The 14730-nt window shown below is 64.1% G+C and carries 13 protein-coding genes and 1 pseudogene; 5 read left to right on the top strand and 9 right to left on the bottom strand.

The features are described from left to right. Positions 1-4: 4 nt before the first annotated feature. From AB3X99_RS32635 to AB3X99_RS32615, 5 genes are all read left to right on the top strand, one after another. Positions 5-571 (top strand): carboxymuconolactone decarboxylase family protein, encoded by a 567-nt coding sequence (locus AB3X99_RS32635; RefSeq protein ID WP_342924185.1) that lies wholly within the window; start codon positions 5-7, stop codon positions 569-571. After that, a complete protein-coding gene (locus tag AB3X99_RS32630; RefSeq protein WP_368619260.1) occupies positions 568-1683 on the top strand; it encodes an acyl-CoA dehydrogenase family protein in 1116 nt (371 codons plus the stop codon). The genes AB3X99_RS32635 and AB3X99_RS32630 overlap by 4 nt, the downstream gene beginning before the upstream one ends. 86 nt (positions 1684-1769) lie before the next feature. After that, positions 1770-2504 carry an ATP-binding cassette domain-containing protein gene (locus AB3X99_RS32625; RefSeq protein ID WP_342924224.1) on the top strand — a complete coding sequence of 245 codons (735 nt, stop codon included), beginning with the start codon at positions 1770-1772 and terminating at the stop codon, positions 2502-2504. A 32-nt stretch (positions 2505-2536) separates the two neighbouring features. After that, complete coding sequence (locus AB3X99_RS32620) at positions 2537-3727, top strand: ABC transporter substrate-binding protein (RefSeq protein ID WP_368619259.1); 1191 nt, start codon at positions 2537-2539, stop codon at positions 3725-3727. A 61-nt stretch (positions 3728-3788) separates the two neighbouring features. Beyond that, entirely contained in the window at positions 3789-4550 is a 762-nt protein-coding gene (locus AB3X99_RS32615; protein ID WP_368619347.1) for an ABC transporter permease, read from the top strand. Between the two features lie 70 nt (positions 4551-4620). Here AB3X99_RS32615 and AB3X99_RS32610 read toward each other — a convergent pair whose 3' ends face one another. The 9 genes and pseudogenes from AB3X99_RS32610 to AB3X99_RS32570 form a co-directional block, all read right to left on the bottom strand. Next, positions 4621-6069: an APC family permease gene (locus AB3X99_RS32610; RefSeq protein ID WP_368619258.1), complete on the bottom strand. Its 1449-nt coding sequence runs from the start codon at positions 6067-6069 to the stop codon at positions 4621-4623. Between the two features lie 37 nt (positions 6070-6106). Then, a complete protein-coding gene (locus AB3X99_RS32605; protein ID WP_368619257.1) occupies positions 6107-7465 on the bottom strand; it encodes an LLM class flavin-dependent oxidoreductase in 1359 nt (452 codons plus the stop codon). 5 nt (positions 7466-7470) lie between these two features. Beyond that, positions 7471-8697 (bottom strand): SfnB family sulfur acquisition oxidoreductase, encoded by a 1227-nt coding sequence (locus AB3X99_RS32600; protein WP_368619256.1) that lies wholly within the window; start codon positions 8695-8697, stop codon positions 7471-7473. 128 nt (positions 8698-8825) lie between these two features. Beyond that, positions 8826-9569 carry an amidohydrolase family protein gene (locus tag AB3X99_RS32595; RefSeq protein WP_368619255.1) on the bottom strand — a complete coding sequence of 248 codons (744 nt, stop codon included), beginning with the start codon at positions 9567-9569 and terminating at the stop codon, positions 8826-8828. Between the two features lie 244 nt (positions 9570-9813). Continuing rightward, positions 9814-10941 carry a sigma 54-interacting transcriptional regulator gene (locus tag AB3X99_RS32590; protein ID WP_368619254.1) on the bottom strand — a complete coding sequence of 376 codons (1128 nt, stop codon included), beginning with the start codon at positions 10939-10941 and terminating at the stop codon, positions 9814-9816. 9 nt (positions 10942-10950) lie between these two features. Next, complete coding sequence (locus AB3X99_RS32585) at positions 10951-12135, bottom strand: acyl-CoA dehydrogenase family protein (protein ID WP_368619253.1); 1185 nt, start codon at positions 12133-12135, stop codon at positions 10951-10953. Positions 12136-12155: 20 nt separating this feature from the next. Next, positions 12156-12737: an FMN reductase gene (gene msuE / locus AB3X99_RS32580; RefSeq protein ID WP_342924176.1), complete on the bottom strand. Its 582-nt coding sequence runs from the start codon at positions 12735-12737 to the stop codon at positions 12156-12158. Positions 12738-13221: 484 nt separating this feature from the next. Further along, the gene (locus AB3X99_RS32575; protein WP_368619252.1) at positions 13222-13974 is read right to left on the bottom strand and encodes an S-adenosyl-l-methionine hydroxide adenosyltransferase family protein; all 753 of its coding nucleotides are present in this window, start codon (positions 13972-13974) and stop codon (positions 13222-13224) included. 99 nt (positions 13975-14073) lie between these two features. Continuing rightward, positions 14074-14298 (bottom strand): annotated as a pseudogene (locus tag AB3X99_RS32570) (lipid ABC transporter permease/ATP-binding protein); the annotation flags it as partial. Between the last annotated feature and the right edge of the window lie 432 nt (positions 14299-14730).

The raw sequence follows: 14730 nt of genomic DNA, 5'->3' as shown, positions 1-14730 counted from the left end.
CGCCATGAGCCGTCTGCCGCTGCATACCGTCGAAAGTGCGCCTGAAGCGAGCCGCCCGTTCCTGGAACGATCGCAGGCGGCGAACGGCTTCCTGCCCAATCTCGTCGCGTCGCTTGCGAATGCCCCCACCGCGCTCGAAGCGTACCTGAGCGTTGGCGAAATCAACGCGCGCAGCGGACTCACGCTCGCCGAACGTGAAGCCGTGCAGATCACCGCCGCGGCGATCCACGGCTGCGGTTTCTGCGTGGCGGGTCACACTGCCGTGGCGCTCAAGAAAGCACAACTGCCCGAGGCAGTCGTCAATGCGCTGCGCGAAGGGCGCGCCAGCGGCGATGTGCGTATCGATGCTGTCGCTGCATTGGCGCGCGAAGTGATCGCCAAGCGCGGCGCCGTGTCTGATTCCGCCCTCGCCGCGTTTCGCGCCGCCGGTTTCGCGCAGGCCAACGCGCTCGAAGTCGTGCTGGGCGTGAGCCTCGCGACGCTGTGCAACTTCGCGAACAATCTCGCGCAAAACGAGCTGAATCCTCAATTGGCCGCATACCGCTGGGAAGCGGGCGCGCGCGCGGCATGACGACCCTGCAGGCGCAGGCGTTGCCGCCGGACCTCGTGTCCTGGCTCGACGCGCACGCACAAGCGCTTGACACCGGTGCGGAGCACGCAAGTGAAGTCGTGCCGCAGCTCGCGCAAGCGGGACTCTTCCGCATCGGCGTGGAGCGCGAATCCGGCGGCTCGGGCGGCACGACCGTCAACGCGATCGAGGCAATCGCAGCGGTTGCCCGTCATTCACTTGCCAGCGCGTTTGTGTTCTGGGGCCAGCGCACGTTCATCGAGTATCTGCTACAGAGCGAGAACGGTGGCTTGCGCGAGCGCTGCCTGTCGGCGCTGCTTGCCGGCGAGCAGGCGGGCGCGAGCGGACTCTCCAACGCCATGAAGTATCTTTCGGCGCTCGAGCCGCTACAGATGCATGCTGCGCCGCTCGATGCCGGGGCGACGCGTTTCAGGCTCGACGGCGCCCTGCCGTGGATCACGAATCTGCGTCCGCAAGGCTTTGTGGTGGCCGCCGCGTTCGACCGCCCGGACAACACGCCACCCGCGATCTTCGCCGTGCCGCACGATGCGCCCGGCGTGAAGCGCAGCGAGGACCTTGATCTGATCGCCCTACGCGGCAGCAACACGGCCGCACTCACGCTTGCCGGCACCGAGATCGACGCCAGCTGGATGATCGCCGCCGATGCGCGCGCATTTCTTGTGCGCGCGCGGCCCGCGTTTCTCGGCCTGCAATGCGGCATGTCGATCGGGCTTGCGCGCCGCTCGCTCCACGCCGTGGAGGCGAGCGGTCCCGCCGTGCGTGCCGCGCTCGCGGACGCCGCCGCCGCGCTGCGTCGTGAACTGGATGCGCTGACCGCGCGCCTCTATGAAGGTGTGGCGAGCGGAGCCTTCATTGCGCGGCCCGCTGCACAGTTCGAAGTGCGAATCGGCCTCGCGGAAATCGTCGCGGCGGCGGCGCAACTCGACGTGCAGGCGGCGGGTGGTCGTGGCTATCTGCGCTCGCACGACACCTGGCCTGCCGCCAACGACACCGCGCGACGCAACCGCGAAGCCTCGTTCGTGCCAATCGTCACGCCAACGCTCGTGCAATTGAAGAACCAGCTCGCCGAGCACCGTCGCAGCGAGGCCGCATGAACGACGTGGCCACGGCACGCAACGGCGAGGCGTTCACCCGCCAGAACGGCTCGTCCGCGCCGCGCATCGTACTGCGTGGCATCCGCATGGGCTGGCAGCAGCGCAACGTGCTCGACGGCGTCGATCTCGCCGTGTGGCCAGGCGAACTGGTGTCGATTCTCGGCGCGAGCGGCGCGGGCAAGTCTACGCTCCTGCGCATCGCCGCGGGGCTGATCGAGCCTGTTGCAGGCGAAGTGCATGTGGACGGCGCACGGCTCACCGGCACGCGCCCGGACGTGGCGCTCGCATTCCAGGACCCGTGCCTGCTGCCCTGGCTCTCTGTCGAACGCAACGTCGCGTTTGGACTTGGCTTTCGCCGTCAGCCCAAGCTCACGCGCAGCGTGCGAGAGGCGCGTGTCGACGCCGCACTGCGAGCCGTGGGCCTCACGCACGCCGCCCATTTCGCGCCACGTGCGCTCTCCGGCGGCATGGCACAGCGCGCGGCGCTGGCTCGCGCGCTGGCTCGCGAACCGCGCACGCTATTGCTCGACGAGCCGTTCGGTGCGCTCGACGAGGTCACGCGCGCCGAGATGCAACGCCTGCTCGTGCAGGTGGTGCGCGACACGCAGGCCGCCACGTTGCTCGTCACGCACGACATCGACGAGGCGTTGCTCGTTTCCGACCGGGTCGTCGTGCTCGGACGCGGCGGCATCGCGCTCAATCTCGCGATCGAGGTTCCCCGGCCACGCGAGCGACAAGTGCAAGCGCTCGGCGCGCTGCGCGTACGCCTCGTCACGGCGCTGCACGAATCGATGGCGCGCACGCTCGCGCCAACACCCTGAACCCCGGCCCTACCGACGAGGACACCCATCGCATGTGCCAGCTTCCCATGACCCGCCGCGAGTGGCTCAAGCTCGCCTCCCTGTTTACCGTAGCGGGCGCGGCGCCGCTGCTCGGCGCGCTCAACGCGCGTGCGGCAACCGAGGCGGACGCGCCGCTGCGCATCGGCTATCTGCCGATCACCGACGCCGCCCCGCTGCTGGTCGCCCACAACAACGGCTATTTCGCGCGGGCAGGCCTTCAGGTCGAAAAGCCGACGCTGCTGCGCAGTTGGGCGCAACTCGTCGAAGCCTTTCTCTCGGGGCAGGTCAACGTCGTCCATCTTCTCTCGCCGATGGCGATCTGGGCGCGCTACGGCAGCCACGCCCCCGCAAAGGTGGTGGCCTGGAACCACGTGAACGGCTCGGCGCTCACGGTCACCCCCGAGATCGACAAGCTTACCGACCTTGGCGGCAAAACGGTGGCCGTGCCTTTCTGGTATTCGATCCATAACGTCGTCCTTCAGGACATGCTGCGCGCGCAGGGACTTGTACCGGTGCTCGCCAGGGACGGTGCACTCAAGGCAAACGAGGTGCGTCTTGTCGTGATGGCGCCATCGGACATGCCACCCGCACTGGCCGCGCGGCAGATCGCCGGGTTCATCGTCGCGGAGCCGTTCAATGCGGCGGCGGAGGCGCTCAAGGTCGGCAGGATCCTGCGCTTTACCGGCGACGTGTGGCGCGATCACGCGTGCTGTGTTGTGTTCATGCATGAGCGCGACCTGAACGAACGACCCGCATGGTCGCAAAAGGTGGTCGATGCAATCGTGCAGGCCCAGGTGTGGACGCGCGCCCATCCGGAGGAAGCGGCGCAACTGCTCTCGAAGAGCGGCGCGAATCACTACACGCCGCATGCCCCCGGCCTCCTGCAAAGTGTGCTGGCGCCCTCGCCAGCCGACGACGCGCGTTACCTCGCCGACCGCGCGGTCATTCACGCGGACTGGCACGAAAGGCGCATCGACTTTCAGCCGTATCCGTATCCCGCCTATTCGGAGGAGCTCGTGCGCCGTTTAAAGGCGACGCAGGTCGAAGGCGACGGCAAATTCCTCAACGCGCTTGACCCGGCGTTCGTGGCGCGCGATCTCGTGGACGACCGCTTCGTGAAGAAGAGCATCCAGAGCGTCGGCGGCATGAAGGTCTTCGGATTGCCGGAAACCTACGCACGCTCGGAGACCATCGTTGTCTAGCCTGCCCGCCTCAGCCCGCTCAGCGGGCCGCACCCGCGAGCCGAACGAGCCCGTGGAGGGCGTGCGCGGTCGGCGCCGTCTCGCGAGCGTATTGCTTGGCGTTGCGGGCCTGGCGGCCATTCTCGTGCTTTGGTGGCTCGGCGTCGCGGCGCTCGCGCGCCACAATCCGCTCGCCGCCCAGTTCGGGCCGATTGCCGCCGTGCAGACGCTGCCCGCACTCGTCACCGAAGACCGCCTGCTCACGCACATCGGTGCGAGCCTGCGCCGCATTGGCGTGGGCCTTGCCTTCGCGCTGGCGATCGGCGCGCCTCTCGGCTTTCTGATTGGCCGGGTCAGGACGCTCGAAACGGCGCTTTCGCCCGCGCTGCAGTTCCTGCGCATGATCTCGCCGCTCTCATGGATGCCGATCGCGGTCATGTCGCTCGGTGTGGGCGATCCTCCGGTGTACTTTCTGCTCGCCTTCGCTGCGGTATGGCCGATCGTCATGGCCACCGCTTCCGGTGTCCAGCAAATCGATGCGCGCTGGGTGCAGCTCGGTGAAAGTCTCGCGGCAACGCGCGCCGAAATGCTCTGGCACATCTACGTGCCGGGCATCGCGGCCAATGTACTGACCGGCGTGCGCGTCGCCATCGGCGTGCTGTGGATCGTGCTCGTCCCCGCCGAAATGCTGGGCGTGAGTTCGGGCCTCGGGTATCTGATTCTCGATACACGCGATCGGCTCGCCTATTCGGAGCTGATGGCCGTGGTGCTCGTGATCGGCGCGCTGGGCTTCTTGCTTGACGCTGCCGCGCGGCGTCTCTATCGGTGGTTCGGCATGCAGTAATAGCGAAACCGAGCGGCGTGGCCGGCGTTGGCAAGCACCCCAACGCCGCCGGCCAAGTCGATCGGCAACCTTACTTCGTCAGCAGGTCGTCTTCCAGCTCACTCAAACGCCCGGGATAACGGGCGCGCAACACGAGGAACCAGGCAAGCCCAAGGGCCAGCAGAGCGAGAAACACGTAGGGAAGCGACGCATAGACGCCATCCGGCACCGGGTACACGCTGCCTGCGAGCGGAATCGCCAGCAGCACCACCGCGACGATGCTGATGAGCACGTGCACGGCCTTCAGCTTGCCCCGACGACGCAGATGCAAGGGAGCGCCGATGGCGACCAGCACATAGGCGAGCAACCACCCGTAGGTCGCAATCGAGCTCAGATAGCCATACGAATCCAGCAGCGCGGTGCCGTGAGCCGTAAACACCAGCGCCGTCGCCAGCGACAGCAGCGCAACGAGCGCGACCGCGATATGCGGCGTGGCGTTGGTCTGATGCGCGCGCCCCGTTACCTTGTGCAACACGCCCTGACGGCCAAACGTATAGATGATGCGTGCCGCCGCATTGATCGACGAGAAGAACGCGGCGAAAAAGCTCAGCGCCACGCCGGCATCGATCAGCACGCCGATCCAGCCTGCGCCGAGCCTGTGCGCGAGCACCGCCAGCGGACCGTCGACGTGATCGAGCGCCGGTGTCTGCCCCTGGAACGCGCTGACGAGTCCGTATGCGCCCACCACGAAGAAAATCGCCGGCCCGACCACACTGATGAGCACCGCGCGCGGAATCGCCTTGAACGGGTTCTTCGCCTCTGCGCCAAGCACGGTCGCGCTCTCGAATCCGGTGAAGCTGAAAAACGCCAGCACCATGCCGAGCTGCAATTGAGCCGGTTTCACACCTTGCAGCGTGACCTGAGCCTGATCCACGGGATGGTGGCTGATGGCGATCGTGCCGATCACGACGCCCGCGATCAACACGAGCGTTGCGAGCTCGACCAGCAGCGTAAAGCGTGTTGACAGTCGGATGTCACGAAACGTGATGTACCACGCGGCGAATGCGGTAACGACGGTGAGACCGAGTGTCGTGGCGAGCGCGGTCGTGCTGCCAAGCAGGCCCACCTCACGACCCAGCACGAGGAACGCGCTGATGGTGCCTTGCAGGATGCCCGCTGCCGCAACCGCATACGCGATCAGCAGCGACCATCCGCAAATCGCCCCCCAGATTGGACCGATGCCAACTGACACATAGGAATACAACGAACCCGGCGAGGCGGAATCGCGCGCAAAGATCGAGATGCTCCACGAGGAGAACAGCAAAGCCACGATGGCGAACAGGTAGGCAAGCCAGGTGCCGTTCCCGGCGGTGGTGTAGACAGCGGGAATCAGCACGCCGATGCCGCCCGATACCCCCACGAGGCCGATAGACTGCGCGATCAGTTCGGGCAGATTCAGGTAGTTGCGCCGCAGTCCGGCAGTGTGTGGCCCGTCGGCCGGCAGTTGCGTTGCCGGCGCGTTGATCGCTTCAAAAGTCATGGGTAGGCTCCCTGTACGAACGATAATGAGTGTGGTTTCAGATACGGAATCGTGAGCCGTAGTGGCTTTCCGCTAGCCCAGCCTCGCGGCCAAACAGCTTCTCGCGCAACGTCCCTTCGCGGTAGGCGCGCTTGTACACGCCTCGTCTCTGCAGTTCGGGAACCAGCAGGTCGGTGATGTCGGTGAAGCTGCCAGGATTGACGACGGCCGCGATGTTGAAGCCATCGGCATCGGTCTCCTCGATCCACGCCTGCAAAGCGTCCGCCACCGTGGCGGGCGAGCCGATAACGGGCCCGTCGCCGCCAATCCCGCAGTAGTCGGCGATCTCGTTGACGGTCCATGTCCGCCCGGGGTCTGCGGTGGTGAACGCCTCCACGGCAGACTGGATCGCATTGCTCTCTACGTGCTCCAGCGTCTGTTCAGGATCGAAGCCGCTCAGGTCGATGCCCGTCCACCCCGACATCAGAGTCAGTGAGCCGTCCCGGCTGATATGGCGCCGATAGTCGTCGAACTTCGCGCGCGCCTCGCCATCGGTCGGCGCGAGCACCACCGTGATCTGGTTGAAAACCAGAATGTCGTCTGCGCGACGGCCCTGTCGCACGGTTTCCGCCCGCAGCGACGCCACCTGACTGCGCAGGATGGCGCGCGTTGGCGCTGCGACGAAGATACATTCGCCGTGACGCGCGGCAAATTGCTTGCCGCGCGCGGACGCGCCCGCTTGAAAGAGCACCGGCGTGCGCTGCGGGGAAGGCTCGCTCAGATGGAAACCGGGCACCGTGAAGAACTTGCCCTCGTGTCCGATCTCGTGAACCTGCCGGGGATCCACATACATGCTGCGCTCAGCATCCCGCTTCACGGCACCGCGTTCCCAGCTCCCTTCCCAGAGCTTGTAGCAAACCTCCAGGTATTCGTCCGCCAGCTCGTAGCGGTTGTTATGTGTCAACTGCGCCGCCTGCCCCAGATTGCGCGCGCCGCTTTCCAGATAGGAGGTCACGATGTTCCAGCCGATGCGCCCTCCGCTCAGGTGGTCGGCGGTTGACATACGGCGTGCGAACGGATAGGGATGCTCGAACGATACCGACGCGGTCACACCGAAACCCAGATGGCGCGTGGCCGCCGCCATGGCCGAAACCAGTTGCAGCGGATCGTTGATCGGCACCTGGGCCGCGTTGAGCAGGGCCGCGTCGGGGCTTCGGCCATACACGTCGTACACACCGAGCACGTCGGCGATGAACACCCCGTCGAACAGGCCGCGTTCGAGCGTGCTCGCCAGTTCGACCCAGTAACGCAAGTCCGTGTAACGGTGCGACTGGTCTTCAGGGTGTCGCCACAGGCCTGCGGAAAGATGGCCCGGACTATTGATCGTAAAGGCGTTGAGCCTGATTTCCTTGCTCATCCGCTTCAATTCCAGGAGTGACGTGCAGGCCTGATGTCATTGAGGTAGTAGTTGCCGATCGCGTGATACTTCCAGCGCACCGGGTCGTGGAGCGTATGCACGCGCGCGTTGCGCCAGTGGCGGTCGAAGTTGTATTTGGCCAGCGTGGATTTGCTGCCACCGAGTTCGAACAACTTGCTCGCGGCGAGCAGCGACACCTCGGTTGTCGCGATCTTCGCTTCACCTACTGCTATGGCCGCCTGCGCGACCGTTTCCTCGTTGGGATCGCGCTTCGCGATATCGACGAAGCGCCCCGAGCGTTCGAGCAACGCTTCGGCGGCATGCACCCGCCAGACGATGTCGCCGATCTGCGCGACCGTCAGCGGATCCTGCGACGCGCGCTCGACACCGCTGTCGATCCACGGGCGCGCATGTTGCTGGACGAACTCGATCGTGTCCTGGAGCGCGGCGCGTGCAATGCCGAGATCGATCGCGGCCGTCGTGATCTGGGCGAACGGTCCGGCCAGCGTCGGACGATCGTAGGAGCGCTGCGTATGGAAGATCTCGAACGGGCTGACACGCACGTTCTCCGCGATCACGGTGCCGCTTGCCGTCGTGCGCTGACCAAAACCGCTCCAGTCGTCCACGACGGTGAGGCCCTGGGCTCCCTGCTTCACGAAAACCAGCACCGCCTGGTCCTGCTCGTCGAGCGCGAGCACCGGAATCCAGTGCGCGAAGATCGTGCCGGTCGAATAAAACTTGCGGCCGTTCAGTACGTAGTCGTCTCCGTCGCGGCGAACTCTCGTCTGGATATCGAGCACGTTTTTGCCGCCAGCCTCGGAAAACGCGTTGCCGTAGCGTGTCCCCTTGAGCACCAGGTCGAAGAAGAAGCGTTTTTGGGCTTCGCTGCCTTCGAGACGGATGTCTTCGATCAGGCAGAAGTGATTTTGCGGAATCTGTCCGATCGAAGGATCGGCTTCGGAAATGATCGCAATCACCTGCGCGAGCGTGACGTTCGATACTTCGGCGCCGCCGTATTCCTTTGGCGCCGTAATCGCCCAGAGTCCTGTCGAGGAAAAGAGTTCGATTTCGTCGTGCGGAAGCTTGCGATCGCGATCGCGCAATGCCGCATTCTCCTTGAGCTTGATGGCGACCTCACGCGCAACGGCGAGCGCCTCAGCGTCGGAACCAATGACCGGAACCGTCTTGTGTTCCTGCGCCTTCAGAGTGGGTTCGAGAGTGTCCGTAGTCATTTTTCTTCAAGCCTAGATAAAGCGGCCGGATCGACAATCCGGCCTGGATGATTCTTTAATAAATCAGGAGTACGAGATAGCAAAGCAACAAATTCTTGTATGCTATTCAGCACTCAAACGACATCGATTCAGCCAGCCTTCAGTAGCTGCGACGCATTCGTATAGAGCAGTCGTTCGAGCCGATCTTCGCGAAAGCCGATTGCGAGAAAATCCTCAATGCTTTGGTCAATCGGCCGGAATGGGTAGGACGATCCAAACAGCAACTGATCGCCCAGGAAGCCATTGGCCGCTTCCACGTACGCCGTGCTGCCCGCCACGAAAAGGTACATGTCCGGCACGAGGAAAACATTCGGATAGCGAAATGCCAATCCGAGCGCCTGCTGCACGTTGGGCCAGAATCCGTGGTAGCACACGATGCGAAGTTGTGGAAATGCGCGAGCCACCGCCGCGACGGGGCCTGGATCGTTGAAGCGCGGGTCGGGCGTGGTGGGCCCGGTCATCAGAAAGACCGGCACGCCGAGTTCGCTGCACCGTTCGTAGATCGGGAAATATGCATGATCGTCGGCAAAGCGCGCCGGTTCGCCAAAGCCCGGCTCGATGTCGATGCCCGCGAGCCCGAGTATCCGGACCGCGCGTTCGACCTCCTCGAGCGCCTGCGTTTCGCCTTGCAACACAGGATCGACCGATCCGATACCGATCAGCTCCTCATGCCCATGCACGATTTCGTGAATCCGGTCATTCGGCAGATGCTGAGCCGGCGTGTGGCGGCCAACCACCACCGCGTGCGCCAGGCCCGCGGCCCGTACCTGCTGCAGAAAGCCTTCGGGCGTACGCGACGCCGCGTAATGCTCCAGATCACCGCGCGTTCCCACGCGGGAATTGAGCCATCGGGCAGTCTCGTTCTCCACTCTGCCCGGTGTGGCGCCGAAAAAATCATGGAGATACGCCGGCCGGCAACGCATGTCGATGACGCGATGGCCGGTGTGCGACAACGTCGGTCCTGCTTTGGCAGGTTGGCTCATAATCTGTTTCCCTGGATAGGTGTTGTGCGGCTACGCGCCGTCCCCGGATAGCGTGTCGCGCCGGGCGCTGGCAGGAACCAGAACATCTCGAGGTTCATGCATCGCTCTTCTTCAATGCCGGTTCTGACTGAGGCGCGACGCGCCGCGGTTCGCCAATGTCGCCGGATCGTACGAGACGGGCCCGGACCACGTTGCGGCTGATTCCCAGCAAACGCGCGGCTTCGCTCTGGCTATGGTGGCCATAACGGAACACCTCGCTGAACACGGCCTCTTCGATCACCTGATGAAGGTTTCCGGTGCCCTCGTCGCAGAGCCGGCGCACTGCCGCGCGCAGCGCGTCGAGCCCCGAGGCCGGCGTTGCGGGCGCGGGTGAGCTGACTTCGGGCGCGGCGCCCGGCGCGTGCCCGGCACGCGTGCCGCTGTGGCGCGCCGGGAAGCGCAGGTCATCGGCGCCGATTTCGCCGCCGTTCGACATCAGCAATGTGCGATGCACGACGTTCTCGAGTTCGCGAACGTTGCCGCGCCACGCAAAATCGGTCAACACGCGTTCGGCGTCTTGTGTAAGCGACGCGCCCGAGTAATTGAGCTGCCGGCTGTATTCCTTGATGAAGTAACGCGCGAGCGGCACGATATCGCCGCGCCGCTCGCTCAAGGGCAAGACCTCCATGTTGACGACATTGAGCCGATAGTAGAGATCCGCCCGGAACTGGCCCGCGGCGATACGCTCCTCGAACCTGGCCGTAGTGGAAGCCAGCATGCGAACGTCGACGGGAATGCCCTTGCTACCGCCGTGACGAATCACCTCGCGGTCTTTTAGCGCCCGCAGCAGCTTCGTCTGCACAAGCATCGGCAAGTCGTCGATCTCGTCCAGAAACAGCGTGCCGCCGTCCGCCTGTTCGAAGCGCCCGCTCTGCGTGCCGAACGCGCCCGCGAAGGCGCCGCTTTCATGGCCGAATAACTCGGCGTCCACCAGCGCTTCGGAAAATGCTCCGCAGCTCACGGTCAGGAAGGGGCCGTGCCGACGCAGACTGCGGCTATGAATGTAACGCGCGACCAGCTCTTTTCCTGTACCCGGTTCGCCGCTGATCAATACGCTCGCCTCACTTGGCGCGACCTGCTCGATTTCGGCCAGCAATGCTTTCGAGCGCGGGTCCTCGAAGATCCAGTCCACCAGTGCGGACTTGCTTTCCGGCTCCCCCGGCCAATGCGACAGGATTTGCATTGCGCCCACTCAGGAATAGAAGGAAGGTGCAGGGATCTCGTCGTTGACGGCCCAGTCGCCCAGTTCTTGCAGCTTGTAGTCGACCGGGTCGTGCAACGTCTGCGTGCGCAGATTGCGCCAGAACCGGTCGAGCCGTAGCGCGCCATGCGTGGCGCGCGCCCCTGCAACCTCGAACAGCCCGCTGCTCAGATCGAGCCCGACGCGGGTCGCGGCGACCTTCGCCGTCGCAACCGCGACCGCTACCCGGCCGCGCGCGTTCGCATCGAGGGCGTCACCGCGCGACCATGCCTCGTCAAACAACCGTACGGCCTGTTCCACCAGCAACCGGACGCTCTCCAGCCCGACCCACGCTTCACCGTAGTGCCGCAGCGTATGCGGGTCCTTGCCCGCCTCGTGCGCGGGCGACCGGAACCACGGGCGAGATTCGTGCCGCGTGTAGTGTTTCATCTCGGCAAACACCCCCTCGCCGATACCGAGGAACAGGTGCGCGAAAATCAGTTGCGCGAGCAACGGACGGAGACAGGCAAAAGGCGTGCTCAACGGCCCGGGTTCGAGCAGAAGCTCGCTTTCCTCCACTCGCACCCTTTCGAACAACGCGCTGCCACTGTCCGTCTGGCGCTGTCCAAAACTGTTCCAGTCGTGGTGAAGCGTAATGCCCGAACGCGACGTCGGAATCGCGCCGATCAGCAGCTTGTGGCTCTGTGCGTCGAGGCCCGAGGCCACGAGCATTTCCGAATCGATGGCGCCGGAGCAAAAGCTCTTCTTCCCCGAGAATTCGTACCAGTCATCGAACCGCTGGACGACGGTGCGTGTATCGAGCGGATTGAGCGCGTTGCCCCAGAACCAGTTCTTCCGGGCGGTCTGCTCGAACCAGCGCTCCCACTGCTCCGGCCGGCCAAAGAGGCGCACGGTCGCGAGCAACAAGTGATGAAACCCGAACACGTGGGCAATCGAGCTATCGACGCGCGCGAACGTCCTCACGACGTCCAGTGTCGCCGCCCAGTCTGCGCCCTGACCACCGTACTGCGTGGGAATCGAGAGTGCGAGCAGGCCGCTGCGGCGAATCGCTTCGCGCTCGGCTTTGGGCGTTCCACCCTGTTCGTCGCGCTCGATTGCGCTTGCCGCAAGAAGCTGCGTCAACTCCTGCACTGACTGCGAAGCGGTCGTGGAAAAGGATTCAGTATTCGCTAACATGATGGGATCGACCGAACGCGTCAGGCAGCGAGACTCTCGGGCGCCCCGAGACTCGCCTGCGGAAAGAGCCCCGCGATGATGGGCAACGCCTGCCCGACCACCAGCGCAATGCGCGCTTTCAGCGCCGGGTCCGTGATCTGGTAGTCGGTGAAGTCATCCGTGCATGCGTAGACGCCAGTGGGCAACACGAGCGACTGGAAGAAACTGAACAGGGGGCGCAATTGATGATCGATCACGAGTGCATGCCTCGCGCTTCCGCCCGTTGCCGCCAGCAGCACCGGCTTGCCGATGAGCGCGTCGACCGCGACAAGATCGAATAGATGCTTGAAGAGTCCCGGGACGGAGCCGCGAAAGACCGGCGCGCCGACCAGCAGCACGTCGGCTTGCTCGATTGCGCGCAATGCGTTGTCAGCCTGCGGGGATAGCTGGTCGCGCGACAGCGCCGTGCCGATGTCGGACACCAGGTCGGCGACTTCGATGACACGCGTACGCACGGAAAGTGCACCGGCCAAAGAATCACCCAGCGCGGCGAGCAAAGTCCCGGTGCGCGAAGGACGATAAGGACTGCCGCTGACGACAACCAGATTGATGGATTGAGACATGGGAGGCCCTCGTTGAGGCGCTGCGGCGCAGGGTCGGCGGAACACGATGAGACCAACACCCATCGGCCCGCAGCGTCGACACTGCGCGAGGCAAGTTGCTTGAATAAACGTTGTATCGGCAACCTCTGCTACAGAGGTTGTTGTCTGATACACAGTTTACGAAGCCGCCTCCAACCCTCCCTACCATCAAGTTTTCAAATGCTTATGCCATTTTTCTCATTTACCCTACGCGCTTGTTTTTATTCGCATTTCCAGACATGAGCGGTGGAGCCGAAAGCGGTTCCGACCCGAAGACAAGACTCGGAGGTTGTGACGGCTGCGTCGCCAGCAGCAAATTGCACGCGGAGCGTTTCTGGAGAAACGGAGAAAGCACTTGCAACCGATCCGGACAACGCGTGGACAACCGGATGCGTTTGCACGGCGAAAGGGTAACTCACGGTCAAACAGCATTTCAGCGTACAAGACACCCGCATGATTCCCGGCGCTATGTTGCCGTTTCATCGCCCGCGGTCACCCGGACGGGATCTCTAACGCGTACGCCAAGCTGTGCCGCAGCGCTGCCGCGATTCACGGCGATCTCGACGAGCCCGATCGAGTTCTCGTACCAGAAGGCCTGACCGGCCATTGCTTCGGAAAAGACGCGGGCATAGTCGACAACGGCATCCGCTATGTCCAGCCGTGCGGACCTCGGCACAGTGCCAGCCCGCAACCCAGTCAGCGCATTGCCGTAGTGATCGACGTAAATCACTTCGGCTACATTGCCCGCAGCCAGTTGCACGCGCAACCCTGTCGTCTCAACAAGCTTGTCGGCAGGTAACTCGCCGCGGCTGAGCCATGCCGCCATCGGGGCGAACAGATCGCGACCATGAAATGAGGCGGAGAGCGCGGCGGGACGCCATGTGATGCGCCAGGTCTGGGTGCGAGCCGCACGCGCCGCAACGACCGAGAGCAGCCCGTTGTCCGGCCCGACGAACCACTGCCCGTCAGCTTGCAGCACGACTGCATCCCGCTCGCTACCCACGCCCGGATCGACCACGGCCAGGAAGACACAATCCGGTGGATACCACGGCGCCAGCGCCGCGAGTAGATGCGCGCCTGCCTGCGCGTCATAGTTCGGGGCATCATGCAGCACGTCGATAATTGAGGTGCCGGTTGCTGCGTGTTGCAGCAACGCGACCCTGACCTGCCCGACATAGATGTCGTCGGCCCCGAAATCGGTAAACAGTGCGAGCGTCATATAGGCTCCTTGCAATCCTGTGCCGCCTCGTCGGTCACGGGGCGCGCAGCGGTCCTGTACTCGTGTGCCGTGCAACATGACGGCGGCACCACGCTTGCATCATGCCGCAAACGCTCCCGCCTGATGCGCGACGAGCCGCGCATAGGCCCCCTGCCGCATCAGCAATTCGCCATGCGGCCCGGCCTCGACGATCCTGCCCTGTTCGACGACGAGGATCGTGTCTGCATTGCGGATGGTCGAGAGCCGGTGCGCGATGATGATCGACGTGCGCTGCGCCATGAGCGCTTCCAGCGCGTCGCGAATCTGTTGCTCGCTGATCAGCGTCGTGCGTCCACGCGTCAGCCGGTCGAGCGCCTTCTGGATGATGGCTTCGTTTTCCGCGTCGACCGACGAGAGCGCCTCGTCGGGGTATTCGTCCTTTTCGTGTATTTTCTGGCGGTAACGGCGTTAGAAGCCGCTGGTAGCTAGGCTGAGCGGCCTCACACGCTTTTGCAACTTGACGGTTTTTCAACTGGTTGATCTGAAATCGTTTTCTCGTGCAAACCGCCAGAAAATGCACGGAAAGGACGAATACCCCCCGACGCGCTAACTCAATCACGAATGAGATACCTGTCTGGGTTTTTCGCGCCCTTGATCCATGCATGGACGCCCCCAGTTTGCCAAGCGCTCAGTTCGTGACAGGTTATAGGTCAAGATTGCAGCCATGCATTCGGACTTCGCACGGCACTCGCCGACGGTCCCTGATGGAATTTGCTG

This window comes from Paraburkholderia sp. BR10882, assembly GCF_040948855.1.
Taxonomy (GTDB): Bacteria; Pseudomonadota; Gammaproteobacteria; order Burkholderiales; family Burkholderiaceae; genus Paraburkholderia; species Paraburkholderia nodosa_A.
Note: the sequence above shows the minus strand (reverse complement) of the source record. Positions and strands in the feature narration are given on the sequence as shown.